Annotated in this window: 25 protein-coding genes; 14 read left to right on the forward strand and 11 right to left on the reverse strand. The window is 70.3% G+C overall.

Annotated features, from left to right (window positions below; translation table 11 throughout):
• Positions 1-659 precede the first annotated feature (659 nt).
• From ACZ3I4_RS17815 to ACZ3I4_RS17830, 4 genes are all read right to left on the reverse strand, one after another.
• Complete coding sequence (locus tag ACZ3I4_RS17815; RefSeq protein WP_465383027.1) at positions 660-1,073, reverse strand: PPOX class F420-dependent oxidoreductase; 414 nt, start codon at positions 1,071-1,073, stop codon at positions 660-662.
• A gap of 192 nt (positions 1,074-1,265) precedes the next feature.
• Positions 1,266-1,400: a hypothetical protein gene (locus tag ACZ3I4_RS17820; protein ID WP_465383028.1), complete on the reverse strand. Its 135-nt coding sequence runs from the start codon at positions 1,398-1,400 to the stop codon at positions 1,266-1,268.
• Between the two features lie 43 nt (positions 1,401-1,443).
• Positions 1,444-2,190 (reverse strand): sulfite exporter TauE/SafE family protein, encoded by a 747-nt coding sequence (locus ACZ3I4_RS17825; protein ID WP_465383029.1) that lies wholly within the window; start codon positions 2,188-2,190, stop codon positions 1,444-1,446.
• A gap of 23 nt (positions 2,191-2,213) precedes the next feature.
• Positions 2,214-2,711 carry an LURP-one-related/scramblase family protein gene (locus ACZ3I4_RS17830; RefSeq protein WP_465383030.1) on the reverse strand — a complete coding sequence of 166 codons (498 nt, stop codon included), beginning with the start codon at positions 2,709-2,711 and terminating at the stop codon, positions 2,214-2,216.
• A gap of 769 nt (positions 2,712-3,480) precedes the next feature.
• Between ACZ3I4_RS17830 and ACZ3I4_RS17835 the strand changes: the two genes are divergently transcribed.
• Positions 3,481-5,436, forward strand: a complete 1,956-nt coding sequence (locus tag ACZ3I4_RS17835) for a LysM peptidoglycan-binding domain-containing protein (protein ID WP_465383031.1) — start codon at positions 3,481-3,483, stop codon at positions 5,434-5,436.
• A 358-nt stretch (positions 5,437-5,794) separates the two neighbouring features.
• Here ACZ3I4_RS17835 and ACZ3I4_RS17840 read toward each other — a convergent pair whose 3' ends face one another.
• Positions 5,795-6,664, reverse strand: coding sequence for an alpha/beta fold hydrolase (locus tag ACZ3I4_RS17840; protein ID WP_465383032.1), 870 nt, complete (start codon positions 6,662-6,664; stop codon positions 5,795-5,797).
• A gap of 118 nt (positions 6,665-6,782) precedes the next feature.
• On the opposite strand from ACZ3I4_RS17840, the gene ACZ3I4_RS17845 reads away from it, so the two are divergent.
• Both ACZ3I4_RS17845 and ACZ3I4_RS17850 read left to right on the forward strand, forming a co-directional pair.
• Positions 6,783-7,136 carry an ArsR/SmtB family transcription factor gene (locus tag ACZ3I4_RS17845; RefSeq protein ID WP_465383033.1) on the forward strand — a complete coding sequence of 118 codons (354 nt, stop codon included), beginning with the start codon at positions 6,783-6,785 and terminating at the stop codon, positions 7,134-7,136.
• The gene (locus ACZ3I4_RS17850) at positions 7,129-7,776 is read left to right on the forward strand and encodes an SRPBCC family protein (RefSeq protein ID WP_465383034.1); all 648 of its coding nucleotides are present in this window, start codon (positions 7,129-7,131) and stop codon (positions 7,774-7,776) included. Before ACZ3I4_RS17845 ends, ACZ3I4_RS17850 begins: the two co-directional genes overlap by 8 nt.
• On the opposite strand, the gene ACZ3I4_RS17855 is transcribed toward ACZ3I4_RS17850, so the two are convergent.
• On the reverse strand, positions 7,773-10,196 hold the full coding sequence (locus tag ACZ3I4_RS17855) for a BTAD domain-containing putative transcriptional regulator (RefSeq protein ID WP_465383035.1): 2,424 nt from the start codon (positions 10,194-10,196) through the stop codon (positions 7,773-7,775). The genes ACZ3I4_RS17850 and ACZ3I4_RS17855 overlap by 4 nt on opposite strands.
• 161 nt (positions 10,197-10,357) lie before the next feature.
• Between ACZ3I4_RS17855 and ACZ3I4_RS17860 the strand changes: the two genes are divergently transcribed.
• The 4 genes from ACZ3I4_RS17860 to ACZ3I4_RS17875 all read left to right on the forward strand — a co-directional run bounded on the left by ACZ3I4_RS17860 (position 10,358) and on the right by ACZ3I4_RS17875 (position 14,895).
• On the forward strand, positions 10,358-11,182 hold the full coding sequence (locus tag ACZ3I4_RS17860) for an alpha/beta fold hydrolase (RefSeq protein WP_465383036.1): 825 nt from the start codon (positions 10,358-10,360) through the stop codon (positions 11,180-11,182).
• 527 nt (positions 11,183-11,709) lie between these two features.
• A complete protein-coding gene (locus tag ACZ3I4_RS17865; RefSeq protein WP_465383037.1) occupies positions 11,710-12,489 on the forward strand; it encodes an RICIN domain-containing protein in 780 nt (259 codons plus the stop codon).
• Between the two features lie 134 nt (positions 12,490-12,623).
• Positions 12,624-13,895 (forward strand): hypothetical protein, encoded by a 1,272-nt coding sequence (locus ACZ3I4_RS17870; RefSeq protein WP_465383038.1) that lies wholly within the window; start codon positions 12,624-12,626, stop codon positions 13,893-13,895.
• A 7-nt stretch (positions 13,896-13,902) separates the two neighbouring features.
• Positions 13,903-14,895 (forward strand): TIGR03617 family F420-dependent LLM class oxidoreductase, encoded by a 993-nt coding sequence (locus ACZ3I4_RS17875; protein ID WP_465383039.1) that lies wholly within the window; start codon positions 13,903-13,905, stop codon positions 14,893-14,895.
• Here ACZ3I4_RS17875 and ACZ3I4_RS17880 read toward each other — a convergent pair.
• Entirely contained in the window at positions 14,835-15,770 is a 936-nt protein-coding gene (locus tag ACZ3I4_RS17880) for an alpha/beta hydrolase family protein (protein WP_465383040.1), read from the reverse strand. The genes ACZ3I4_RS17875 and ACZ3I4_RS17880 overlap by 61 nt on opposite strands.
• A 40-nt stretch (positions 15,771-15,810) precedes the next feature.
• Positions 15,811-16,188: a DUF427 domain-containing protein gene (locus ACZ3I4_RS17885; protein WP_465383041.1), complete on the reverse strand. Its 378-nt coding sequence runs from the start codon at positions 16,186-16,188 to the stop codon at positions 15,811-15,813.
• Between the two features lie 231 nt (positions 16,189-16,419).
• Here ACZ3I4_RS17885 and ACZ3I4_RS17890 point away from each other — a divergent pair, with 231 nt between their 5' ends.
• The 4 genes from ACZ3I4_RS17890 to ACZ3I4_RS17905 all read left to right on the forward strand — a co-directional run bounded on the left by ACZ3I4_RS17890 (position 16,420) and on the right by ACZ3I4_RS17905 (position 18,586).
• Positions 16,420-16,815, forward strand: coding sequence for a hypothetical protein (locus ACZ3I4_RS17890; RefSeq protein WP_465383042.1), 396 nt, complete (start codon positions 16,420-16,422; stop codon positions 16,813-16,815).
• Positions 16,816-16,874: 59 nt separating this feature from the next.
• Positions 16,875-17,339 carry an aminoacyl-tRNA deacylase gene (locus ACZ3I4_RS17895; protein ID WP_465383043.1) on the forward strand — a complete coding sequence of 155 codons (465 nt, stop codon included), beginning with the start codon at positions 16,875-16,877 and terminating at the stop codon, positions 17,337-17,339.
• 10 nt (positions 17,340-17,349) lie between these two features.
• Positions 17,350-17,697 carry a UBP-type zinc finger domain-containing protein gene (locus ACZ3I4_RS17900; RefSeq protein ID WP_465383044.1) on the forward strand — a complete coding sequence of 116 codons (348 nt, stop codon included), beginning with the start codon at positions 17,350-17,352 and terminating at the stop codon, positions 17,695-17,697.
• A 61-nt stretch (positions 17,698-17,758) separates the two neighbouring features.
• Positions 17,759-18,586, forward strand: a complete 828-nt coding sequence (locus tag ACZ3I4_RS17905) for a metallophosphoesterase family protein (protein ID WP_465383045.1) — start codon at positions 17,759-17,761, stop codon at positions 18,584-18,586.
• On the opposite strand, the gene ACZ3I4_RS17910 is transcribed toward ACZ3I4_RS17905, so the two are convergent.
• Positions 18,569-19,120, reverse strand: coding sequence for a GNAT family N-acetyltransferase (locus tag ACZ3I4_RS17910; protein ID WP_465383046.1), 552 nt, complete (start codon positions 19,118-19,120; stop codon positions 18,569-18,571). The two genes, ACZ3I4_RS17905 and ACZ3I4_RS17910, sit on opposite strands and share 18 nt — an antisense overlap.
• On the opposite strand from ACZ3I4_RS17910, the gene ACZ3I4_RS17915 reads away from it, so the two are divergent.
• Positions 19,119-20,207, forward strand: a complete 1,089-nt coding sequence (locus ACZ3I4_RS17915) for a glycosyltransferase (RefSeq protein ID WP_465383047.1) — start codon at positions 19,119-19,121, stop codon at positions 20,205-20,207. The genes ACZ3I4_RS17910 and ACZ3I4_RS17915 overlap by 2 nt on opposite strands.
• A 346-nt stretch (positions 20,208-20,553) precedes the next feature.
• On the opposite strand, the gene ACZ3I4_RS17920 is transcribed toward ACZ3I4_RS17915, so the two are convergent.
• Positions 20,554-21,456 carry a DMT family transporter gene (locus ACZ3I4_RS17920; protein WP_465383048.1) on the reverse strand — a complete coding sequence of 301 codons (903 nt, stop codon included), beginning with the start codon at positions 21,454-21,456 and terminating at the stop codon, positions 20,554-20,556.
• On the opposite strand from ACZ3I4_RS17920, the gene ACZ3I4_RS17925 reads away from it, so the two are divergent.
• Positions 21,455-22,852 (forward strand): aminotransferase-like domain-containing protein, encoded by a 1,398-nt coding sequence (locus ACZ3I4_RS17925; protein ID WP_465383049.1) that lies wholly within the window; start codon positions 21,455-21,457, stop codon positions 22,850-22,852. The genes ACZ3I4_RS17920 and ACZ3I4_RS17925 overlap by 2 nt on opposite strands.
• A 317-nt stretch (positions 22,853-23,169) precedes the next feature.
• Here ACZ3I4_RS17925 and ACZ3I4_RS17930 read toward each other — a convergent pair whose 3' ends face one another.
• Entirely contained in the window at positions 23,170-23,652 is a 483-nt protein-coding gene (locus ACZ3I4_RS17930; protein WP_465383050.1) for a VOC family protein, read from the reverse strand.
• Positions 23,653-23,757: 105 nt separating this feature from the next.
• Here ACZ3I4_RS17930 and ACZ3I4_RS17935 point away from each other — a divergent pair, with 105 nt between their 5' ends.
• Positions 23,758-23,958: a hypothetical protein gene (locus tag ACZ3I4_RS17935; RefSeq protein ID WP_465383051.1), complete on the forward strand. Its 201-nt coding sequence runs from the start codon at positions 23,758-23,760 to the stop codon at positions 23,956-23,958.
• The last annotated feature ends 125 nt before the right edge of the window (positions 23,959-24,083 follow it).

Consider the following 24,083-nt stretch of genomic DNA (forward strand, 5'->3'; position numbering starts at 1 on the left):
GTATTGAACGCCTTCGCCATCACTTTCGGTGACCGCTGGCCGGCCGCCGAGAACTACTGACCGAACGCCAGAAACACCGTTCGCGTTACGGACCCGATTCCGGCGGTGTGCTCGACGCGGTAGTGATGGTGGTGCCCTGTTTCGGCGAATCACCGCGCTCAGCGATGGCCGGGTCCTCTTGGATCCGGGTCCGCTGGATGGCACCGATCCGTACTGGCGGTTCTGATCCTGGACTGATTCGCCGAGGACTCGATCGCGGTAATGATGGTGGTGCCCTGTCCCGGCTAATCACTGCACTCAGCGCTGGCGGGGTCCTCTTGGATCTGACTCCGCTGGATGGCACCGATCCGTACGGGTGCTTCTGACCCGGACTGATTCGCCGAGGGTTCGATTTCGGCGGTGTGCTCGGCGCGGTAGTGATGGTGGTGCCCTGTGTCGGCGAATCACCGCACTCAGCGATAGCCGGATCCTCCTGGACCTGACTCCGCTGCAGGGCACCGAGCCGGACGAGCGCTTCTGACCCTGACTAAATTCGCCCAGGCCCCAACTCCGCCGCCTTTCTCAACGCGATAGCGGCGGGCCACTCATCGCCGCGTCAGCGCTGGCCGAGTCCTCCTGGACTTGACTCGGTCGCACGGCATCGACCGTTACGAGCGGGACTAATCCGCCCAGGGCCCGACACCGCCGACGTTCTCGACGCGATACCGAACGATGTACCCCGGCCCCTTCGGAGCGGGAAACGTCTGCCCCTCGCCCATATAGATCTTGGCCAGCGCGTCGAGCACGTCCCAGGCGTCGTCGCTGGGCTCGATCGTGGCGTGGGCGCGCACCACCGCGTACGGATTGAGGAAAACCCCGGGAGAGCGCGGCGCGTCGAACGACAGCACCACCCGCGGATCACGCGCGATGTTGCGCAGTTTCGCCTGTTGCCGCAGATGCGCACTGACCAGCCCGTCCCCGTCGGCGCCGACCCAGATGACGCTCACCTGTGGGCTGCCATCGGCATTGATCGTGCTGAGGTGACACATCGGTCCCGTGGCGAGCAACTCCCGCAGAGCGTCGGACAAAGCCATGTTCTGAACCTACCGACTGTCGTTCCTGGACGGGCACCCCATTCCAGTCCGGTGTCGTCTTGGCGCGTACTCGAGTTTCCGGCTCCAGCCGGTCGGGTGCCTTGGACCTGCACTCGCGTTCCGGTTCCAGTCGGAGGGGTGACGGAGGCCCGGGTGGTGCTGGGCCCGCTCGGTGTTGGCCGACCTGGTCGCTCACCCGCATTCCGGCTGCAGCCGGTCGGCGTCGGTCGGGTGACGAAGGCCCGGGTGGTGCTGGCGGTAGGTCCGCTTGGTGTTGGCCGACCTGGTCGCGCCCGGGCGTCCCCACCCGCCCAGCAGCTGACCCACACCCGCATCCGGTATGTCCCGACGGCATCGTCGCCGGCGGCCCTCAGGTGACGAACAAAATCACCGCTACGACCAGGGCGAACACCACGATCGTCCAGCGCAGCACCTCGGACGGCAGCCGCCGGGCGATTCGCGCGCCGATGACGCCGCCGACGATGGTGGCCGGGGCCAGCACCGCGACAATGGCCCAGTTCACCGGCCCGAAGACGCTGTAGGTGAGCACGGTCGTGACGCCGACGACGGCCGAGAATACGTTCTTCAGCGCACCGATCCGGCGCAGCGGCTCGTCCAGCACCAGCGCCAGCGCGGCGATCAGCAGCACGCCCATGGCCGCGTTGAAATAGCCGCCGTAGACCCCGCACAGGAAAACCGAGATTTGCACGTACGCCGTGGAGCCGCCACCCGCCCGATGCCCGGCCAGCGCCTTCAGCTTGTTCTGGAAGGCCATCATCGCGGCCGCGAGCAGCAACAGGAACGGCACCACGATGTCGAAGACCGACCGCGGCGTGAACAACAGCAGCGAACTGCCGCAGAGCGTGCCCACGACGATGGTCGGCACGATCGACCAGATGCGCCGCCCCTGCCCGGCCAGGTCGGGCCGGCTGGCCACGGCGCTGGCCGCATACCCGGGCGCCACCGACAGCGCGTTGCTCACGTTGGCCGCCACCCCCGGCAGCCCCAACCCGACCAGCAGCGGAAACGTGATCAGCGATCCACCGCCGGCGACGGCGTTGACCGTGCCCGCCGCCAGCCCGCCACCCAGCAGCGCGAACACTTCCCAGAGCTCCATTGAATGATCATGCTAGCTGCGCGTCAGTCCTCGTCGCCCTTCTTCTGGTCGCGCTCCAGCGCGAGGTCCAGCGCGAGCACCGACCCGATGATCAGCAGCGCCGGGACACCGGCCGCGACCTGCACCGCGTACGTGTCCCGGATGGTCAGCCACCGCTTCGAGACAACGGCGACTTCCTCCCCGCCGCGCTCGATCACGTATTCGTGGCCGAGCAGGTCACCCTTCATCTCCAGGTCATCGGGCCCCGGCACGTCGATGGTGAACTTCTCCCGGAACGGCGTGAACAGCTTCTTGCGCACCTCGGCCGCCTTCTCACCACCGATCCGGATCTCGTACGTCGGCCGCAGCGACACCAGATGCCGGTGCAGAGTCGCCACTTCCTGCCCCGACGGGTCCTCGATGACCACCTTGTTGCGGACGCTGAGCACCTTCCCGTCAACGTGGAACACCTTGGTGCCGTGCTCATCGAGCACATCGAAGTCGTCCCCGATGGAAAAGAACCGTTCCCTGATCACATACATGCCCCCGATTCTTCCGTGTCGCCCGCCGGACCGCAGACCATAGGACCGGCCGGACCGCAGACCGCAGGCCCACCGGACCGCTCGACGTGTACCCGCCGCCTGCGGTGACTTGCGCGGGACGCCCCTGTACAGCCGAACCGACTCCGACGCCGACGTGCTCGGCCTGCAGCAAGGAGGTACAGGGCTGCGGGTCATCCTGCGGGTCGCCCAACGCATGCCCGCCGCATTGCGTACCTGTCTGGGGGCCTGGCGCCAGCCGGGCGTCACCGCATTGCGTAACCGTCCAGGCCCCGGGGCGGGGCAACACAGGCGGACCTCACTGCGTCGCGTAACCGTCGGATGGCGGGGCCAAGGCAGCGCGACGTCACCGCGTTGCGTAACTGTTTGGAATCCGGCGCGCGACAAGATTGGCCGACTCGCCGCATCGCGTAGCCGCCCGGATCGGGGGCTGCCAGGGCCGGCCGGACGTCACCGCATCGCGCAACCGTCTGGCACCTGACGCGCGCCAAGATGGGCCGTCTCGCCGCAGCACATAACCGTCCGGACCCGGTGCGGCCAAAGGCCAACCGGACCTCGCCGAGTCGAGTAACCGTGCGAAACTCCGCGCGGCCCACCTGACCGATTGGTGCAACTTGCAACGCCTCAGTCCAGCCAAGATCGACCCGAAGTGGCGCTTTGCGGACTCGCGAGCTGTCGGGTACCTGCCTGTGATGGCGTCGATCACTACCTATCGTGACCCGAACTATCGTTAAGTCACGGGGGAGTGACCATGCCACGTCTGGGACACGGACGTTCCATCACCGAGAAGAACATCGACGTCGCCGAGGCCGGGCTGGCCGAGGCCGTCACCCGCGACCCGGCGGCGTTCGCGCTGGTCCGGCGGGTGGACAGCCAGGGGTTCGACTTTCTGTTCCCGGGGCTGCAGGACGACGAGGCCAACCTGCTGCCGCAGAACGCGAACACGCCCGAGCTGCTCAAGCGCCTGGGCAGCGCCATGGTGGACGCCGACGCGGCGGGCGAGGACAGCCCGATCCCGGCCGCGTACACGTATTTCGCCCAGTTCGTCGACCACGACATCACGCTGGAGATTCAGCAGGGGTTCGGCTCGGCGACGATGGAGCAACTGCTCGACCCGAACATGACGCCGCTGGGCGTGGCGGCCATCCGCAACGCGCTGCTCAACCAGCGCACGCCCGCGCTCGACCTGGACAGCGTCTACGGCCTGCCCGCCCCGCACGACCCGGCGGACGGCAACCGGATGCAGCTGGGCCGGGTCACGCTGCTCAACAACCCGCAGCCGCCGCTGGCCCGGCCCGCGGGCACGGAGGGCGACGACTTCCACGACCTGCCGCGCGAACCGGCCAGCCCGGGCAATATCGAGCACGATCGCGCAGCGGTGATCGGCGATCCGCGCAACGACGAGAACCTCATCGTCGCGCAACTGCATGTGGCGTTCCTGCGCGCGCACAATGCGCTCGTCGCTCAGGGGCTGCCGTTCGAGGCGGCGCGGCGGGTGCTGCGCCAGCACTACCAGCACGTCATCGTGCACGACTTCCTCAAGCGCCTGGCCGAGCCGGCGATCGTGGACGACATCGTGGCCAACGGCAACAAGTGGTTCGACCCGCTGTCCGAACCGGCGTTCATGCCGCTGGAGTTCTCGGTGGCCGGCTACCGGTTCGGACACACGATGGTGCGCGCCGAGTACGACTTCAACACCAACTTCGACGCGGCCAGCGGCATCCCGGCCACGCTCGAACTGCTTTTCACGTTCACCGCGCTCAGCGGCGAGGTCGGCGGCAGCCCGACCCTGCCCGAGAACTGGATCATTCAGTGGCACAACATCATCGGCGACGGCGCCGGAGTGATGAAGACCCGCCGGCTCGACCCGAACATCGCCGCGTTCAAGCAGAACGAGTTCCGGGCCTTGTTCGCGCTCAAGAACCTGCAGGGCGAGACCGAGACCCCGGATCTGGCCGCACGATTGGCCGTACGGAATCTGCTGCGGGGTTATCGCCTGCGGCTGCCCACCGGTCAGGCCGTCGCCCGGCACCTCGGTGTCCCGGCGCTCACAAACGAACAGGTTCTGGCCGCCGCGGGCAGTAACGAACAACGGGCCGCGCTCCAGGCCGGCGGTTTCGGATCCCGTACGCCGCTCTGGTATTACGTGCTTGCCGAGGCCAAGCACGTGCACAACGGCGCGCGTCTCGGACCGGTCGGCAGCACGCTGGTCGCCGAGGTGCTGCTGGGTCTCGTACGCCGTAGTCCCGACTCGATCCTGGCCCAGCCCGGATGGGCGCCGTCGCTGCCGTCGGCCCAGCCGGGCACGTTCGAACTGGCCGATCTGCTGCGCCTGGCCGGCGTGCTGCCCGGCGCGCAGAAGCCGCAGACGCACAAGGTGCAGGCGGGCGACACGCTCAGCAAGATCGCCGCGGCCAAGCTCGGTGACGCCAAGCGCTGGCCGCAGATCTACGCGCTCAACCAGGCGCTGATCCGCGACCCCGACCGCATCAACGTGGGCCAGGTGCTCCTGCTCCCGGCGAAGCAGCCGGTCGGCCCGATCCCGCGCCTGCACAAAGTCAAGCGAGGCGACACCTTGACGGCGATCGCCGCCGCCACCCTCGGCGACGGCAACCGCTGGCCGGAGATCTTCGCGCTCAACCGGGCCATTCTGTCCACCCCCGGGCGGATCATCCCCGGCCAGGTCCTGATCCTACCGACCCGCTGACGCCCAACCGCCGACCGGCCCGCGTGGGTGGGCCGGTCGGCGGTTGATGGTGGCGACCGACCGGGTTGCGCGAGCTGGATCGCTCAGTGGCCGATGGTGGCCGCCGACCGGCTCCAGCGAGTGGGCCGGCCAATGGCCGACGGCGATGGTCAGTCGGCTCCTGCGGATAACACGACGCTCGGTTCAATGCCCACCGTCGGCCCGCCTGCGCAAGTGGGCCGGCCGACGGTCAATGCTCACGTGCTCCCTCGTCGGAACGCTCAAGCGGAGGCACGACACAGGTCTGCGCGGGCGTGGCCTGGTGACCGCCCCCGGATCGGCCGCGGAGGGCGCCCAATCTCGGCAGCCCGCCGTGGTTCTAGGCTCGGCCCGCGTTCGTGGCGATGGCGTCGATGATCTGGGGCCACAGGGCCTGCGGCAGGTCGTGGCCCATGCCGGGGATGACCAGCAGTTCGGCCCCGGGGATGGCGGCCGCCGTGGCCCGGCCGCCGCTGACGCCGACCAGCGGGTCGGCCTCGCCGTGGATGACGACGGTCGGGACGTTCACCGAAGCCAGCGCGGCCGTGCGGTCGGGGGAGGCGATGATCGCGGCGTACTGACGTTGCGTGCCCTGCGGGCGGAAGCTGCGGTCGAACTTGGCCGCCGCGCGCTGCTGCAGCCACTCCTCCGAGGCTGGGTAGGCCGGGGAGCCGATCACCCGGGACGCCGCGACCGCGCCGGCCAGGATCTCCTCGCGCGTGGTGGCGGGCGGGCGCATGAGGGCGGCCGCCGCTTCCGGGGTCGGGTGTCCCACCGTACGGTCACCGGTCGTGGACATGATGGAGCAGAGCGAGGCCACCAGGTCGGGGTGGTCGATCGTCAGCTGCTGGGCCACCATGCCGCCCATCGAGGCCCCGACCACGTGCGCCCGTGCGATGCCGAGCGCCTTGAGCAGCCCCTCGGCGTCCGCGGCCATGTCGCTGAGCAGGTACGGAACCGTGGCCTTGTCGCCCGACATGATGGCGGCCGGGTCGGGCATGCCGAGGTCGTCGAAGGCGGTCGACAGCCCGGCGTCCCGATTGTCGAAGAGCACCAGGTAGAAGCCGCGTGCGGCCAGCTGTGCGCAGAAGTCGGCGGGCCAGTCGGTGAGGTGAGCCCCCAGCCCCATGACCAGGAGCATGGCCGGATCATCCGGGCTCCCCACCGTCTCGTAGCGCACATCGATCCCGTTGGCCCGTACGTCCGGCACCCTGGTTCTCCCTTCCTGGCCTTCACGCCAGCATGCCGCACGAAGGTGAACGACGCATCGGCGGAACCACCGACATTAGATCTAGCTTATATAAGCAGTGCCTGATAACGTACGGCTCGTGCACGCGTTCGATGTACTCGGGGATCCCGTACGGCGAAGGATCCTGGAACTGCTCGCCGAGGGTGAGCAAAGCTCCGGGGCCATCACCGGGGTGATCCGGGACCAATTCGGGATCTCGCAGCCGGCCGTGTCGCAGCACCTCAGGGTGTTGCGGGACAACGGCTTCGCAACCGTGCGCCCGCACGGGGCCCGCCGGCTCTATGCGGTCGACGACACCGCGCTGCGCGAGGCGGACGCCTGGCTTGGACGGTTCCGGCGCTTCTGGGCTCCTCACCTGGCCGCCTTGACCACCGAGGTGGCCCGCGGCAAAAGGCAGCGACGACTCGCAGACGAAGGAAGAACCGATGATTGACGTCGACACTCAGATCAGCCAGGTCCGCCGCGAGCTGGGCAGCCGCGCGCTCGAGGCGGGCGAGGCCCGCGTCTCCACGATCAGCCAGGTCTACCCGACCGACATCGACGATCTGTGGGAGGCGGTGACCAGCGGCGAGCGCATCGCCCGCTGGTTCATGCCGATCGAGGGTGAGCTCAAGGAAGGCGGCCACTTCCAGATTCCCGGAAACGCGAGCGGCACGATCACCCAATGCGACAAGCCCCGCTCGTACGCGGCCACGTGGGAATACGCCGGCCAGGTGAGCTGGATCGAGGTGCGCCTGACCCCCGACGGCGACGGCACCCGGTTCGAGCTCGAGCACGTGGCGCACGTGGCCGACGAATGGTGGGACCAGTTCGGCCCGGGCGCGACCGGCGTGGGCTGGGACATGGCACTCCTCGGCCTGGCCGGCCACCTCGCCGACCCGTCCTCGGCCATCGACCCGGCAGTGATGGCGACCTGGCACGAGACGCCGGAGGGCCAGTCGTTCCTGCGTCAGTCCAGCGACCTGTGGGTGCAGGCGTCGATCGCCGCGGGCACCGACCCGACCGCCGCGCGCGATGCCGGTGAGCGGACGTACGCGTTCTACACCGGAACCGGGCCCGGGGCCGAGGGTTAGAGGTAGTCGTCGACGGGGCCGGCAGTGAGCACGCCACTGCCGGCGCCGGCGATCTGACCCGCTGCAGGTTTGAGGGCTGATCGTGCACGTTCGAGCATTGGACGGTCGTTCACTTGTTGCGCGGCGCGCGCAACAAGTGCCCACATTGCTTCGGACAGCAGATCGGCCGGCGGTTCGGGCACTGCTCGCAGGGCGTCCCGCGCCGCGGCCCGATCGCCGCCGGCCAGCAGAAGGAGCGGACGGGCCCACGGCTCGTACGGGCCGAAGTCCTCGTCGACCGGCTGGTCCAGGCACAACAGGGCCAGCGGCAGCAGCCCGTCCTCCAGGCCCGGCATCCCGGCGCCCTCGAGGCGGGCCGCGGCCGCACGGTAAGCCGCTTCCGACGGGTTGCGCATCGCGCGGTACCAGCCGGTGAACACGGCCACGAGCGGAATCTCATGCTGCTCGGCCAGCCGGTCGGCCGCACGCGCATGCTCGTCCGCACCGTCGAAATCGCCCACCGCCGAGCGAGCCTGCATCCGGATCAGACGACCCAGCACCTCGTACGTGGTCAGCCCGTTCCGCCCGGCCAGGCCAACCAGCTCGGCACCGATCGTGTCCCGTTCCGGCGCCAGCCCGCACCGGTAACAGCTCTGCATGAACTGTCCGTTGAGTGCAAAAGCGAGCAGCCCCGGATCGTCCACTTCCCGCGCGATCGTGACCGCTTCTTGCGCGCTTTCCCTCCCGTACGCGTCCCCGCCGCCCCGGCTCTCCAGCGCAATCGTGGCCAGAAGCCGCGCGCGGGCCGCCCCCGACTGACCGCGCAGTGCCCGTCCGGCCGCCGCCACGACGAGCGCCGCTTGCGCGGGATCGTCCGAACGCGTCCAAATGGCCGGCACGTCATAGGCCCCGATCACGCGAGCGGTGAGCGCAAAGTCCCCGAGTTCCTCGGCCGCAGCGATGGCCGCCATCCGATGCCGCCGCGCTGCCTCCAGCCCACCGCCCCCGGTGACGGCCAGATTGCGAAGCAGCCCCACCGTCGACTCCAGCCGCGCCCGAGCCCCCGCCCCCACGATCCGGTCATAGTCAGCCGCCGCCGAAGCCCACACATGACCCGCCGTCAACCGCCCCGCCCCGCCCGCCACCGTTCCCGGCCCCGCACTCTGCGCCAAGGCCCGCAGGTGGCCTGCCGTCGACCGGGTCGTCCCGCCCGCAGTCGTTCCCAGTCCCGCGTTCTCCGTCGGGGCCGGCTGGTGGCCTGTCGTTGACCGGGTTGTCCCGTCCGCTGCCGTTTCCAGTCCCGCACTCTTCGCCGAAGCCGACAAGTGGTCTGTCGTTGACCGGGTTGTCCCGTCCGCCGTTGCTCTCGGCCCCGCGCTCTCGGTGGATGCCGACTCGTGGTCTGTCGTTGACCGGGTTGTCCCGTCCGCCGTTGCTCTCGGCCCCGCGCTCTCGGTGGATGCCGACTCGTGGTCTGTCGTCGATCGTGTTGTCCCGTGCGCCGTCGCTGCCAGTCCCGCGTTCTCCGTCGGGGCCGGCAGGTGGTCTGTCGTTGACCGGGTCGTCCCGTCCGCCGTCACCCCCAGCTCCGCACTCTCCGTCGAATCACGCGTGTCGTCGCGACCACCCGCGCGCCCGCCCGTTTGAGGGCCGCCATATCCGTGCACCTCGCCATGTTCGGCAGAGTGAGCGTTTGTTGTTCGTTTGTGGTCGGGGGCTGGCTGGTCGAGATGGTTAGCCCGGCGGAGGATGTCGGTTTCCAGCTGGGACAGGGCGGGGCCGGGGTCCAGGCCGAGCTGGGTCACGAGCTTTTCGCGGGCGCTGCGTAGCACGGCGAGGGCGTCGCCCTGGCGGTCGTCCCGGTAGAGCGCCAGCGCCAGTAAGCGCCAGGCTTCTTCGCGCCACGGGTGCTCGATGACGTGCGCGTCCAAGTCGGCGATTGCTTCGGCGTAGCGGGACTGCGCGAGGCGCTCATGGGCGAGCAGTTCGACTGTGCGCAGGCGCAGTTCGGTCAGACGTGAGCGTTCGGCGTGGGCCCACGGCTCGGTCGCGAAGTCGGCGTAGGCGGGGCCGCGCCACAGGTTGAGCGCTTCTTGCGCGTTCACGTGCATCAACTGCTCGAAGCGCCACGAGTCGACGTTCGTTGCGCGCAAGGCATAGCCGGGGCCCTCGGTGAGCAGCAGGGCCGGGGGAGTGCGGGGCGGGCGGTCGGGCTCGAGCGCCCGGCGCAGGGCGGCGACGAAAGTCCGTACGGCGGAGACGGCCCCGTCGGGCGGGACCGGCCACAGGTCGTCGACCAGGTAGCCGACCGGAACGACCCGGCCCCGGGCGATGATCAGGCGGGCCAGCACGGCGCGGTGGCGAGGGCCCTTGAGCGGGATCGGCTGTCCCTGCTCGGTCCAGGCCGTGACCGGGCCCAGCACCCCGAAACCGACCGTCACCGCGCAACCGTAACGCTCATCGGTTGCTCATTCGCTCAACGCATGCTCGTCACATGGTTGAGCAGCGCAGTGACAGGGTTGAAAAGCACAGTTACATGGTTCAAGAGCACGGCGACATTGTTGAACAGCACAGCGACAGGGTTGAACAGCACAGAGTGCGCGTGGATGACGACGTCGAACTGTTCGTGGAGGTGCGCGGTTCCGGCGATCCGATCGTCCTGCTGCACGGTTTTCCGCAGACGCACCTGATGTGGCGTCACGTGGCCGCCGACCTGGCCGCCAATCACACCGTGATCTGCCCGGACTTGCGCGGTTACGGCGCCAGCGACAAGCCGGCCGGCGACTACTCGAAGCGCACGATGGCGCGCGACATCGTTCGTCTCGCGCAGGCTCTGGGGCATGAGCGGTTCGCGCTGGCCGGTCATGACCGGGGCGCTCTGGTCGCCATCCGCGCGGGACTCGACCATCCCTCGCACGTCACGCATCTGGCCTCGCTCGACGTGCTGCCGACCCTGGACATGTGGAACGTCATGCGCGGCGAGTCCGCGGCGGTCGGTTTCCACCTGTACCTGATGGCGCAGCCGCCCGGCCTGCCCGAGCGCATGATCGCCGCCTCGGCCGACGACTTCTTCGGCTACTTCCTGGACCTGTGGGTCCGCGACCCGGCCGCGATCCCGCCCGGCATCCGCGCGCAGTACCTGGACGCCTGCCGGGCCGCGGTCCCTTCGATCGTGGCCGACTACCGGGCCTCGGCGGGCATCGACCTCGAACACGACCGCGAGGACCGCGCCGCCGGCCGCACCCTTTCCATGCCGGTGACCGTTCTCCAACAGGACTGGGGTGCGCAGCTGGGCTTCGACGCGGCCGCCCTGTGGCAAGCGTGGGCTCCCGACCTGCGACACGTTCCCGTGACGTGCGGCCACTTCATGGCCGAGGAGGCCCCCGACGTGGTGACCAAGGAGCTGAGGGCGTTGCTCGACCGCTGACCGCTCAGTAACGCCAACTCCTCTGCGCTGCTCACCCACGCGGGGCCGGGTCTGCGCGGGATTGGGTCTTCGTGGGGCGGCCTCGCGCGGGGCCCGGCTTCGCGCGCCGCTGGGCTTGCACCGGGCCGGGCTTGTGCCGGGCCGGGCCTGTGCCGGGCCAGGTCTGTGCGCGGCCCTGTCCAAGGGAGGCGGGTCTGCGCGCGGCCCGGTGCACGCATCGGCCCGGTCCACGCGAGGCGAGGGTGCGCGCGGGCGGGTCTGTACGGGCCGGTTCGCGCGCCGGCCTGGTCCACGTGAGGCGGGGGTGTGCGCGGGCGGGTTTGCACGGGCCGGTTCGCGCGCCGGCCTGGTCCACGTGAGGCGGGGGTGTGCGCGGGCGGGTCTGCACGGGCCGGTCCACGCATCGCGCGGTCTTGCGAGGCGGGGTTCACATGCGGCCGGGTTCTGGTGGCGGAGTCCGGCGAGCCGGGACGCACCGGCATCACCCTTATGCGCCCATTAGCGACAAATCGGATAGGGTGGCGGCCATGCTTCGTAGCTCCGCCTACTTCACTGCCCTCGTGACCGCAGCCCTTCCGGCTCTGCTTGCGCCCATGGCGCCCGCTCAGGCTTCCCCGCCGCTGGAGGAGAGGGTTGCCCCTGCGGCGGCCGCCGGCACCATCGGCGGCAGCGGGGTTCTGGGCCTGCAGTCCGTGGGCCGGGCAGCCGGTCTCCCGTTTGGCGGCGGTGCCTTGTTGAGGAGGTCGGGTGGGGGCGTCGTCCTCGAGGCTCCGGCTGACGACCAACGGGCGCCCGGCAGTGACGTGCTGGATGCGCCGGCTGGCGGCGTACGGGCGCTGGGCAGTGATACGCCGGGCGGCAAAGTCACTGGGCGGGCGGCCAACCCCATCGATCTGGTCGGGCTCGACTTTCAGCTGATCAACGCGGCCAGCAAGTGGTGCCTGACCGCTGGGCTCACCGAGCTTCCGTGTGCGACCTCCGACCCGTACCGGTGGCGTTTCCGGCCGGTTGGCGTCGCCGGGACCTTCGAGATCCTCAACGTCAAGGCCAACCGCTGCCTGAGCATGCCCGGGGGCACGGCGACAGCGGGGGCGCGGGCCGGTCTGGCGCCGTGCGCCGCGGATCCGTCGCGGCGCTGGGATCTCCGTGACTCGACCGGGGACACTGCCAAGGTCGTCAATGCCCGTACGGGGAAATGCCTGCAGATCGAGAGTGGCGTCGCGGTTCAGGACTCGTGTGCCGGCACGCAGGGCAACCGGCGCTGGACCGTGCGTGTGGTCGGTCTGCCCTTCTTCAGCAGGCAGTAAAGGCGAAAGCCATCCCGGGGCGCTAGCGGAGAGTGATCAAGTTGCGCCGGTGAGGGATTGTCGTCAGGGGGATGGATTCCACCGTGGTCTGTTTGGTTGGATGCCCTCTCACCCTTTGACGAGACGGGACGCCGATGCGCCGCGCTTTCACCGCCACGCTTGTTGTGGGCGTTCTCCTGCTCGCGGTGGGGCTGGTGGTCTCGCGGCCGGAGCGGCCCCGGGTGGCGATCGCCGCGGGTGCCGGTGGGGGCACGGCGCAGGCGCCGAGCGGGGAAGAGGCGGGCGCGGCCTTCGAGCAGGCGCTCAACGAGCACGCCAAGGCCCTGGTCAACGGGGACGAGCCGGGGTGGCTGGCCGCGGTCGACGCCCCGCTGCGGACGCGCTACCGCAACATGTTCCGCTCGCTGCGGGCGCTCGAGGTGACCCGCTTCGAGTACGAGACGGGGGTCGCGCACCCGGTCAAGGGCGACGCCACGGCTGTCACCTTCCGGTCCGAAGTCTTCTACTGCCTGGGCACCGACATGTGCCGGGAGCAGGCCGGCAACGACTGGCAGGGGCCGCCGCACATCGAGCAGCGCCTCACCATGCGCAAGCGGGCCGGGCGGTACGTGATCAGTGCCGCTGCGGCGGGGCCCAGTGAGGACCCGCGCCGGCCCGCGCCCTGGGAGAACGGCGAACTGGTGGCGCTGCGCGGCTCCCGGGTCACGCTGTTCGCCGCGCCGGCGCAGCGCCGCTATCTGACCCGGGTGCTGCCCCTGGCCGAGGCCGCGGCGAAGACCGACGACCGGTTTGCGGCGCTGGCCGGCACGCAGCAGTCCCGCTATCGGATCTATCTGGCCGGCGAGCCGCAGTGGCGTTCCTGGTACGGCGGCCAGGAGGACGACTGGGCGATCGGTCTGGCCATTCCGCTCAACATGTACGGCATCGACGTCATGCTGCGGATGAAGGAGCTCGAGGACAACCCGGTCATGCTGCGGGTGGCGCTGCAGCATGAGCTCGGCCACGTCGTGACGCTGTCGGGCGCCTACCGGGCCGACGCCGCCGAGGACACGTGGCTGAGCGAGGGCATCGCCGAGTACATCGGCTGGTCACCGATGAACGCGGCGAAGTCGCTGCGCCGGTTCAGTGTCCGCTGGGCGCTCAACCGCAAGAAGGCGACGTCGATGATTCCGGCCCAGCCGAGCCCGGACGCCGACGGGCGAGCGGGCGACGCGTTCTACGGGCTGAGCCACCTCGCGGTCGACTGCATGGCCAAGAAGTACGGCGACAAGCGGCTCTTCACGTTCGTACGGCTGGTGCTGACCCAGGACAACGAGCTCGACCAGGCCGCCCGGGAGGCGTACGGCGTCCCGTTCGGCCCGGTCGACCGGGCGTGCGTGAAGTGGATCCGGCAGCAAGTGCTATAGCTGAGACATGCTCGTGGACTTCGCCGCCGATGTCGCGGCCACGCCGATCCAGGTCGAGTCAGCCGCGGTGGCCGCGGAGAAGGACGGGTACGACGGGTTCGGTGCGGCCGAGACCAAGCACGACGTGTTCACCGCGCTCACCCTGGCCGCCCGGGCCACCCAACGCATCACGCTGCAGTCGGCCATCGCGGTCGCGTTCGCGCGCAACCCGATGAACGTGGCCGTCCTGGCCAACGACCTGCAGCTGATCAGCGAGGGCCGCTTCCAGCTCGGTCTGGGCTCGCAGGTCCAGGCGCACATCGAACGCCGTTTCGCGATGCCGTGGGGCCAGCCCGCCGCCCGCATGGAGGAGTTCGTGCGCGCGGTGCGGGCCGTCTGGAACGCGTGGGGCGGCGAGCGGCTCTCGTTCCGGGGCGAGTTCTACCGGCACACGCTGATGACCGATTTCTTCAACCCCGGTCCCAACCCGTACGGGAACCCGCCTGTGCTGGTCGCGGCGGTGGGGGAGCGCATGACCCGGACCGCCGGACGCGTCGCCGACGGTCTTCTCGTGCACCCGCTGACCAGCGCGGCTTACCTGCGGGAAAGGACCCTCCCGACGTTGCGTGAGGCCCGCGGCGGCAGCCTCGACGACTTCTCGGTCTGCCTGTCGGCGATGGTCGTGCTGGGGGAGGACGAGGCCGCGCGGTCGCGGGCCGAGCAGGCGGTCAAGGGCCAGATCGCCTTCTATGCCTCCACGCCCGCATATCGCGCGGTGCTCGACATGCACGGCTGGGGCGAGCTGGCCGACCAGCTCAACCTGCTGTCGCGCCGGCAGGCCTGGGGCGAGATGACCGCGCTGATCAGCGACGAGGTGCTCGAAACGTTCGCCGTGACCGGGGGAGCCGGCCTGCGCGAGCGGTTCAGCGGCCTGGTCGACCGGATCTCGCTGTACACGCCCTACGAGATCGACCCGGCGCTCAAGGCCAGCTCGTTGTCGAGCGTCGCCAACGAGCCCTGAGCCGCGGCCGGTTCCAGCGCCGGGCGGCCGCCGTAGAAGCTCCACCGCAGGAACGCCGTCGTGGTCGCGCTGACCGCCGGGAACGCGGCATCGCTGGTCTGGTGGCCGCCCCGGGTGACCGACAGCATCGCCCGGGACCAGGGAACCGCCTCATAGACGGTACGCGCGGCGGCGTACCGGACGGTCTTGTCCTCGCGGCCGTGCACGAGCAGCATGGCCGCGGCGGGCCCGGTGAACGGCGTACCGAGAAAGTCCGTTCCGGCGATCAGGACGCCGGCCGACAACCGCTGGTCGCGGTGAGCGCTGAACAGGCCGGCCGTGGTGATGCCGCCGCCCGAATGCCCGGCCGCGGCCAGCCTGCCCGGGTCGAGCCGTCCGCGCAACGGGCCGCCGCCGGAGGTGTTCCGATCGACGATCCGGGTGAGCACCTCGGACGCGTCCTCGGGCTGGTTGACCAGGTCGTACGCGTTGAAACGGGAGGTGCCGAGCGAGGTGTGCGGATAGGTCGGCGCCGCCACCACGAAACCGGCCAGGGCCCAGCTGACCAGCAAGGCCGCATAGTCGTCGGGCCGGGAGCGCAGGCCGTGGCTGAAAAGCACGACGGGGTAGGGGCCGGGGCCGGCCGGATACCAGACGCGGGTCGGCAGCGCCCGCCCGTCGCGCGCGAACGAGAAGTCGTGGCGCGCGACCGTCCTGACCACGGCGGGAGCCCGGCCGGCCCCCGGCACGTACGGGGAAACCGGGCGTGCCGCCAGCGTGGAGCTTTTCACCGACGACAGCACGGTCCGCTCGGCGGCCGAGGCCTGACCCGCCTTCACCGCGAGTCCTCCGGCCGCGGCCGCCGACAGTCCGAGCAGCAGTGTTCGTCTACGCACCCGTCTCACGCTGCCGCGCCGGGCTGTGTGTTCCCTATGGTCAGGCTGTGACTTCGATCGAGTCGACCCGGTCGGGGTAGAACGCCACATGGTCCTTGATCTCGGCCACGGCCTCGCGCGGGTTCTCGTAGACCCAGATGGCGTCGACGGCCTTGTCCCCGCCGGTCGTGATCGAGTAGTAGGTCGCGTCGCCCTTGTACGGGCAGTAGGTGGTCGTCTCGGTGCGCTCGAGCAGCGACTGGTCGACGTCGCCCATCGGGATGTACGGCACGGCCGGGTAGTTCGACTCCTGCAGCGTCAGCGCGCTGTGGGTGTCGGCGACGACCTTGCCCCCGGCCTTGACCACGATGTGCGCGGTGCTCGGCGTGATGGTGATGGGGTGATCGGGGCCGGGTACGAGTTCGGGCCGGTTCGACATGACAACTCCTCGGTTTCTTGAGCCTGCTCTGGGATCAATCCGCTCTCGTACACCACCATTCCCGGTGCGCATGGCGCATATCGCGAGCTTGACGTCAGCCTCGCCACGGATTTCCGGACGGATATCCCACCCTCCCTCCACCGAACGGCCCAAAGGCCGCTGTTGCCGCATATCGGGCGAGCGGCCGTGATGGTCTGAGGGGGCACAAATCGGCTCGAGGAAGGGTGAACCATGAAAGCGGCAACGCGGATTCTGACACTCGTCGGACTGAGCCTGATGACGGGCGCGACGCTCGGGGCCGCTCCGGCCATGGCGTCGACATCCGCACCAGACCCGGCTGCCCGCACGGCCACGACGACGGCTGATCAGCCCCGTCGCGACCGGGAATGGACCGTCGGTTATTTCGACTCGCGGCGTGAATGCGAGCTGGTCGGCCGGGTCGGCGAACGTCGTGACCGGTGGGACGACTACGACTGCGAATTCGTTCGCTGGGGTCGTCACCGCGGCGACTGGGAGCTGACCGCGGAGAAGGATTGGGACTGGCGCGACCGGGACCACCGGGACCGGGATCGTGACCGGGACGACCACCGTGGCGGCGACCGCGACCGCGGCGGCGACGACGACTGATTTCTCTTGATGCCAGGCCACACCCCGTACGGGTGTGGCCTGACGCTATTTTTGATCACATGACCAATCCCGCCGAAGCCGCCGCCCTCGCCCTCGGCCTGCAGCCCAAGATGCTCCGCCACGGCCCGGTGAGCAGCGTCGCCGAGGCGGCCGAGGCCCAGGGCGTCGAGATCCGCGACCTGGTGAAGACCCTGGTGGTGCGGCGCGCCGACGACGACTACGTGTTCGTGCTGGTTCCCGGTGACCGCTCGATCTCCTGGCCCAAACTGCGCGCGCTGCTCGGCGTCAACCGGCTCTCGATGCCCGACGCGGCCACCGCCAAGGCAGCCACCGGCTACGAGCGCGGCACCATCACCCCGTTCGGCTCGGCTCGTCCCTGGCCGGTCATCGCCGATTCCCGTACGGAGGGACGGACGATCAACCTGGGGGCGGGGGAGCACGGCGTCGGGTTGCAGGTGCCCGCGGACGAGGCGGTGAACGCTCTCGGCGGGAGGTTCGCGGACGTGACCGACGCGGTGGGGTAGGTTTCGTCGCGTGACGAGCGAAGCGATCCAGCCCGACGTACCCCCTTCCGGCACCGGCTGCGTCGAGTGCCTCGACAACGGCGGATGGTGGTTCCACCTGCGGCGCTGCGCCCAGTGCGGGCACATCGGCTGCTGCGACACCTCACCGGCGCAGCACGCCACCGCCCACTGGCGCGAGACCGGCCACCCGGTCATCCAGTCGTTCGAGCCCGGCGAGGACTGGTATTGGGACTTCTCGACCGAGGAAGCCGGGAACGGTCCCCAGCTTGCCCCGGCCACGAGCCGCCCCGAGGAGCAGCCCGTTCCGGGCCCGGCCGGCGCGGTGCCGTCCGACTGGCGCACGAAGCTCAACCGGTAAGCAGGCCACAGGTCCCGCGGTGGACCGATCGCCGGTGCGGGATCCTCGATAGCGTCGTCCGATGAGGATCCTGCACCTGTCGGACACCCATCTCACCGCCGCGCCCGGCCCCAACGCCGACGGCATCGACTCGCGCGAGTCGCTGCGCCGCATGCTGGCCGACTGCGAGCACCTCACCGGTCTCGGCGCCGTGCTGGTCACCGGGGACGTGGCCGACGACGGCAGCCCCGAGGCGTACGAGGACGTGCGCGCCCTGGTCGGCGGGTTCGCGGCCGCGCGTGGCATTCCGGCGCTGTACACCACGGGCAACCACGACGAGCGCAAGGCCTTCGCGGCGGTTCTCGGCGACGACCTGGTCGCGGCGACTGACCTCGACGGCCACCGCGTGATCACGCTCGACACGCTGGTGCCCGGAAAGGCGTACGGGTGGCTCGGCGACGACCAGCTCGCGTGGCTGCGCGACACCCTGGCGACGCCGGCTCCGAACGGCACGGTGCTCGCCTTCCACCACCCGCCGATCGCGCTGCCCGGCGTCGAGGTGCAGCGCGCGCTCGGACTGCTCAACCCGGACGCCCTGGCCGAGGCGATCCGCGGCAGCGACGTCCGGCTAATCCTGACCGGTCATTACCACCTGCAACTGTTCGGCCTGCTCGAATCGGTCCCGGTGTGGGTTACCCCCGGTGTGATCACCCGGATCGACCTCACAGCCATCCCGGGAACAGAGCGGGCCGTACGCGGCGCGTCCGCGACCCTGGTCGACCTGAGCAGCCCGCAGTCGCCGATGATGCACGTGCTGCACGCCCGCGACCCACGCGCCGGCGAGACGGCCCACGAGCTGCCCGCCGACGTGCTGACGGCCGCGATCGCCCAGCTAGGGCGAGACGCTTAGTTCGTAGACGATCTCGAGGCCGTCCTCGTCGTCCCACTGCTCGCCGACCTTCTCGAATCCGTACGGCAGCGCCAGGTTGAGCGAGGCGAGGTTGTCGGGGCGGATGCTGACGCGGACCCGGCGTACGGTGGGCTCGCTCCTGGCCCGGTCGAGCAGCGCCTCGAGGGCCGCGCGCGCGTAACCCCGGCGGCGGAAGGCGGGATCGACGGCGTAGCCGATCTCGACCATGCCGTCCTGGTCGGGCGGGCCGTGAAAACCGGCACGACCAACAGCCTTCCCCCGTACGGAATCCCAGACGTACCCGGTCGTCCAGGCCTCGCTGCCCGGTTCGTCGTGGGCCTGATCGAGCCGCATCCGCCACACACCACGGTTTTCCGGGCCGGCCAGCCACTCGGACGCGGGCACCGGACCCAGCCGGTCGGCGGTGGCCAGGTCACCGTCGGCCAGCGCGCGGAACACCTCGGCGTCCAGGTGCACGATGCGGGTCACGGCCGCACAGCCTAGTCCCAGCTCGCTGATGGTAGAACGACTCATGCGCATCCTCTTCGCCGCCGCACCGTTGCAAGGACATCTGCTGCCGCTCATTCCCCTGGCCGCGGCCTGCCGCGACGCCGGGCACGAGGTGATCCTGGCCAGTGGCCATTTCCCCGCCGACGTGCGGGGACTGCGCACAGAGGACATCGGCGGCGGTTTCAGCCTGCCCCGCAGCGCCATCCGCGTGGCCCTGCGCCATCCCCGGCTTGCCCGCGCCGAGATGCAGGGCCGCGCCGGCCACGGTTTCGTCGGCGAGCTGTTCGGAAGGGCCAACCGGGCGCTGCTCGGCCCGCTGCAGGCCCTGGCCGAGCGGGAACGCCCCCACCTGATCGTCTTCGAGTCGCTGACCGAGGCCGGCGCGGTCGTGGCCGGGCGCCTCGGCATCCCCTCCGTCCTGCAGGAGAACACCTTGTGGCCGGCCGACGAGCTCTATCGCGCGGTCATCGGCAGCTCGTCCCTGGCCGATCCGACGGTTCCCCCGGCGGCATTGACCCTGGCCGTCACGCCGCCCAGCCTCCGCACCCCTGTCGAGGGCGCCCGGCTCATGCGGCCCGAGCCGTTCTCGGGCGGTGGCGAGATCCCCGGCTGGCTGCTCACCGCCGGCGACAGGCCTCGCGTCCTGGTCAGCCGCAGCACCTTGGACGGCCCCAACGACGGCGACCCCGGACCCGCGGTATTGGCGGCGGCAGCCCGGGTCGACGCCGAGTTCGTGCTCGTCCGCCCGGCCAAGACCGGTGCGCTGCCGCCCAACGTGCGCACAACCGGACGCGTTCCCCTCAACGAGCTGCTCCCGTACGCGGCCGGCTTCGTACACCATTCCGGCGCGGGCAGCGTGCTCGGTGGCCTGGCCGCCGGCGTGCCCCAGCTGACCACGCCGGGCGCGGGCGACCGCCGCCACAACGCCGAGCTGCTCGCCGCCCGCGGCGCCGGCCTGGCCGTCGAGGCGAGCGCCATCACCGCCGACGACCTGACCCGCCTCGTCACCGACCCGGGGCTGCGAGCCGCGGCCCGAGAGGTGGCGGCCGAGATCGCCGGTATGCCCGAGCCCGCGTCCGTCGTGCCCGCGCTCGAGAAACTCGCCGCCTGACCGTTTCGGCTGAGGGGGCTACCCGGGCGATCCCCTCCGAGTCGCATCGGCGACCACCGGGGCGCGGCTGGTTCCTGCATCTGGTCGGGTTCGACGCCGTGGGCCTCGCAGACGTCATGGACTGCGAGGCCATCTGGTCCAGTCCGTCTTCTCTCGGGCGCCTTCTCCTGGCCACCTACTCCCGACGGGGCGGCTCCGGACCCGTACGGTGGCCGCGGTCCTGGTCGTCGTGACGGTGACGGCCTATCTGCTGTCTTCTGTCGGCCGTTGGCTTGGACCGTCTTCCGGGCCTCCTTCCTCCGGGGGCCACTCCCGGCTGTTCTTTCGCTACTGCCGGACGACGCGGTCATCGGCGGGTGCGCTGAATCAGGATCACGCATGTCAGGACGACGACCGCGGCCAGCAGGGCGGCCGGGGTGACGGTCTCGCCCAGCAGCAGGGCCGACCAGAGCAGAGTGAGCACGGGCTGCGTCAGCTGGATCTGGCCCACCCGCGCGATTCCGCCCCGGGCCAGGCCGGCGTACCAGGCGAAGAAACCGAGGAACATCGAGACCGCGGTCAGATAGGCGAACGCCGACCAGGCCGCGGTTCCGGCGTGCGGGAAACGGACGGCGGCCGAGATCAGAGTGATCGGCACGGTCGCGGGCAGGGACAGCAGCAGAGCCCAGCAGATCGTCCGGGCCCCGCCCAGCTCCCGGGCCAGCGCGCCGCCCTCGGCGTAGCCCAGCCCGCACAGGACCACGGCCGCCAGCAGGTACAGGTCGGAAACGGCGAGCGCCCCGCCGGCGGCGCCGGTCGCGATCAGGAACGTCAGCACGGCGGTCAGACCGGCCAGGCTGGACAGCCAGAACAGCGGGGGAGGACGCTCCCCGGCCCGCAGCACGGCGAAGACGGCCGTCATGGCCGGCAGGACGGTGACGACAACCGCGCCGTGGGCCGATGTCTGCGTGGTCAGCGCCAGCGACGTGAACAGCGGGAAACCGACCACGACTCCGAGCGCGACGATGGACAGCCGGCGCCACTGCCCGCGGTCCGGCCGGGGTGCGCGGGTCAGCCCGAGGTAGGCCCCGGCCAGGGCGGCGGCCCCGACCGCCCGTCCGAACGCCACGAACCACGGATCAAGGTCGTGCACCGCTACGCGGGTGGCCGGAAGCGACATGCTGAACGCGAGAACGCCGAGCGCGCCCAGGATCAGCCCGCCGGTGGCCGTTATCGTGCCGCGGTCAGTAGCGCTACTGTTGGTCCTCATGAATAACGGTAACGCAGTCGACCGCGTTATCCAAGATCTGCGCGGGGTGGCCGGGGCGGCGGGGGCGGGTGCGCGGCTTCCGTCCGTACGCGAGCTGACCGCGCGGCATCGAGCGTCGCCCGTGACCGTGGCGGCCGCGATCCGTGCGCTCGTCCGCGAAGGCGTCGTCGAGGCCCGACCCGGGCAGGGCACGTTCGTCGCTGCGCGCCGGTCCCGGCGTACGGAACCCGATCTGTCCTGGCAGACCGTGGCGCTCGGGGCTCGCCGGGCGGGCGAGGAAGAGCTCCACGCGTTGCTCGCGATACCGCCCGCCGGGGCCATCCCGTTGTCCGGCGGCTATCTCGACCCCGACCTGCAGCCGTCCGCCGCTCTCGGTGCCGCGCTGGCCCGGGCCGCCCGCCAGCCCGCCGCCTGGCAGCGTGGGCGCGCCGAGGGACGCGCCGACCTGCGGGCCTGGTTCGCGCGCGATCCGGGCTTGCGCGCCGACGACATGGTGATCAGCCCGGGCGGTCAGGCAGCGATCTCGTCGACGCTGCGGGCGCTGTCCGCTCCCGGGGACACCCTGCTCGTCGAGTCGCCCACCTATCTGGGCGCCCTGGCGGCGGCCCGTGCGGCCGGACTGACCGTGATCCCCGTCCCGGCCGACGCCGACGGCGTGCTCCCCGGCCAGTTGCGCGCGGCGTTCACACGCACCCGCGCCCGCCTCTTCTACTGCCAGCCCCTGTACGCCAACCCGACCGGCGCCACCCTGGCCGCGCACCGCAGGAGCGAGGTGCTCAACGCCGTACGGGAAGCCGGTTCGTTTCTGATTGAAGACGACTACGCGCGCGATCTGACCATCGACGGGACAGCGCCGCCCCCGCTGGCGGCCGACGACGCCGACGGCCACGTCATCTATGTGCGTTCACTGACCAAATCGGCCGCGCCGGGTCTGCGCATCGCGGCGATCGGTGCGCGCGGTCAGGCCGGTGCACGTTTGCGCGCGGCCCGTTTGCTCGACGACCTGTTCGTGGCCGGCCCGTTGCAGCAGGCCGCGCTCGAGCTGGTCACGTCCCCGGCGTGGGACCGTCATCGCCGTTCGCTCAGAAAGGAACTGCGCGCCCGCCGCGATTCGCTCACAAACGCGCTACGCCGGCACCTGCCCGACAACACCGGTCAGCCCTCAACCGGAGGCCTGCACCTGTGGGTCCAATTCGACCAGGACATCGACGACGTCGCGCTGGCCACGGCCGCCGCCGCCGAAGGCGTGATCGTCTTTCCGGGCCGCCCTTGGTTCGCGGCCGAGCCCCCGGCCCCCTACCTGCGTCTCACGTACGCGGCGGCCCCGCCCGACTTGATGGACGAGGCCGTAGTCCGTCTGAAACGCGCAATCGACCGGCTCAAGGCTGCACGCTGACCGTCCCGGTTGGCGGATGCGTGGATTGTGGCCGCGCTTCCGTCGCCGGGCTCGGAAATGCGTGGCTCGGGGTCGTGCTCTGCCTGTCGGGTTTGCGATGCGCTACTCGGGGTCCGTGCTCTGGCTGTCGGTTTCGGGATGCGTCGGTCGCGGTCGCGCTCCGACCGTCGAGTTCGCGAGTGGGGGACTCGGGGGTTGCGCTCTCACCGTCCTGTCGCAGACGCGAGGCTCGATGCGCGCATCCTGACCGTCCGTTTGCGAACGCGAGACGGCGGCGCGCGAGCAGTTTCCCGGAGCGAGGGTGCGTTCGATGCGCGCTATCGAAGCGTGCGCAGTGTCGCGTCGAGCGTCGTGAAGACCGTGTCCGAGCCGCCGTCCTCATCCCAGTGGGGCACCGGGTCTGGTTGCCCGGGCGCCGGCGCGTACAACCACCACAGGTTCTGCCACGGGTCGAGCATCCGGCCGAGCGTCGTCTCGCCGTAGAACGGCGTCGGCTCGGTGACGATCGTCGCGCCCCGCTCGGATGCGCGTTTCTGAGCGGCAGCGACATCTTGGACCCACACCTGCAACAGGCCGGGCCGCAGCGGCCAGCCCTCGAGCCGGTCCACAATCATCAGATCGACGGTGCCGAGGCGCAGCTCCGAGTGAATCACTTTGCCGTCGGGCATTTCGGTGTGCGCCTCGGCCGTCTCCCGTACGCCGAAGACCTCGGACACGAACGCGATCAGGCCGGCCGCGTTCTCGACCATCACGAACGGGTTCAGGACAGCGCCGTGCTCAGGCGTGTGCAGAATGCTCATAGCCCGAGCGAACCAGTCATTCAGGCCAGTTCCTGACCGCAAACGCGCCCGCGCTGGCTGTCGGATTGCCTTAGCCTTGACGTCCCTGGCCAAGGAGAGAGAGCCATGGCTTCCACCAACGACGTTCGCCTGCGCGCGGTTGAGCGCTCGGACATCGACATCTTCTTCCACCAGCAGCTAGATCCGGAAGCCAACCAGCGCTCGGTCAATTCCTCACCCTGGAAACGGTCCGGCCGTGGTACGCCGACACCGACATCAGCAATCTCCCGTCACAGCGACTCCTTCAGCGTTGGGACTTCCGTCTGATCGAAACCCCTTCAACTTCGACGGTCCAGTACACCGTGTTCATGCTTGAGTGACAGGCGCGGGCCGGTCATGGACCACACCGCAGCCCTACGGGCGGCTCGCACCAGGCGTGGCAGGATGGCCGG

This window comes from Actinoplanes sp. NPDC021490 (genome assembly GCF_055562135.1).

Bases quoted from the DNA above. Each gene is read 5' to 3' on its own strand.
- ACZ3I4_RS17930 (WP_465383050.1), bottom strand. From the start codon at position 23,652: ATGAGCATTCTGCACACGCCTGAGCACGGCGCTGTCCTGAACCCGTTC.
- ACZ3I4_RS17815 (WP_465383027.1), bottom strand. From the start codon at position 1,073: ATGGCTTTGTCCGACGCTCTGCGGGAGTTGCTCGCCACGGGACCGATG.
- ACZ3I4_RS17920 (WP_465383048.1), bottom strand. From the start codon at position 21,456: ATGAGGACCAACAGTAGCGCTACTGACCGCGGCACGATAACGGCCACC.
- ACZ3I4_RS17905 (WP_465383045.1), top strand. From the start codon at position 17,759: ATGAGGATCCTGCACCTGTCGGACACCCATCTCACCGCCGCGCCCGGC.
- ACZ3I4_RS17890 (WP_465383042.1), top strand. From the start codon at position 16,420: ATGAAAGCGGCAACGCGGATTCTGACACTCGTCGGACTGAGCCTGATG.
- ACZ3I4_RS17825 (WP_465383029.1), bottom strand. From the start codon at position 2,190: ATGGAGCTCTGGGAAGTGTTCGCGCTGCTGGGTGGCGGGCTGGCGGCG.
- ACZ3I4_RS17835 (WP_465383031.1), top strand. From the start codon at position 3,481: ATGCCACGTCTGGGACACGGACGTTCCATCACCGAGAAGAACATCGAC.
- ACZ3I4_RS17910 (WP_465383046.1), bottom strand. From the start codon at position 19,120: ATGAGTCGTTCTACCATCAGCGAGCTGGGACTAGGCTGTGCGGCCGTG.
- ACZ3I4_RS17850 (WP_465383034.1), top strand. From the start codon at position 7,129: ATGATTGACGTCGACACTCAGATCAGCCAGGTCCGCCGCGAGCTGGGC.
- ACZ3I4_RS17865 (WP_465383037.1), top strand. From the start codon at position 11,710: ATGCTTCGTAGCTCCGCCTACTTCACTGCCCTCGTGACCGCAGCCCTT.
- ACZ3I4_RS17875 (WP_465383039.1), top strand. From the start codon at position 13,903: ATGCTCGTGGACTTCGCCGCCGATGTCGCGGCCACGCCGATCCAGGTC.
- ACZ3I4_RS17870 (WP_465383038.1), top strand. From the start codon at position 12,624: ATGCGCCGCGCTTTCACCGCCACGCTTGTTGTGGGCGTTCTCCTGCTC.
- ACZ3I4_RS17830 (WP_465383030.1), bottom strand. From the start codon at position 2,711: ATGTATGTGATCAGGGAACGGTTCTTTTCCATCGGGGACGACTTCGAT.
- ACZ3I4_RS17915 (WP_465383047.1), top strand. From the start codon at position 19,119: ATGCGCATCCTCTTCGCCGCCGCACCGTTGCAAGGACATCTGCTGCCG.
- ACZ3I4_RS17935 (WP_465383051.1), top strand. From the start codon at position 23,758: ATGGCTTCCACCAACGACGTTCGCCTGCGCGCGGTTGAGCGCTCGGAC.
- ACZ3I4_RS17885 (WP_465383041.1), bottom strand. From the start codon at position 16,188: ATGTCGAACCGGCCCGAACTCGTACCCGGCCCCGATCACCCCATCACC.
- ACZ3I4_RS17925 (WP_465383049.1), top strand. From the start codon at position 21,455: ATGAATAACGGTAACGCAGTCGACCGCGTTATCCAAGATCTGCGCGGG.
- ACZ3I4_RS17895 (WP_465383043.1), top strand. From the start codon at position 16,875: ATGACCAATCCCGCCGAAGCCGCCGCCCTCGCCCTCGGCCTGCAGCCC.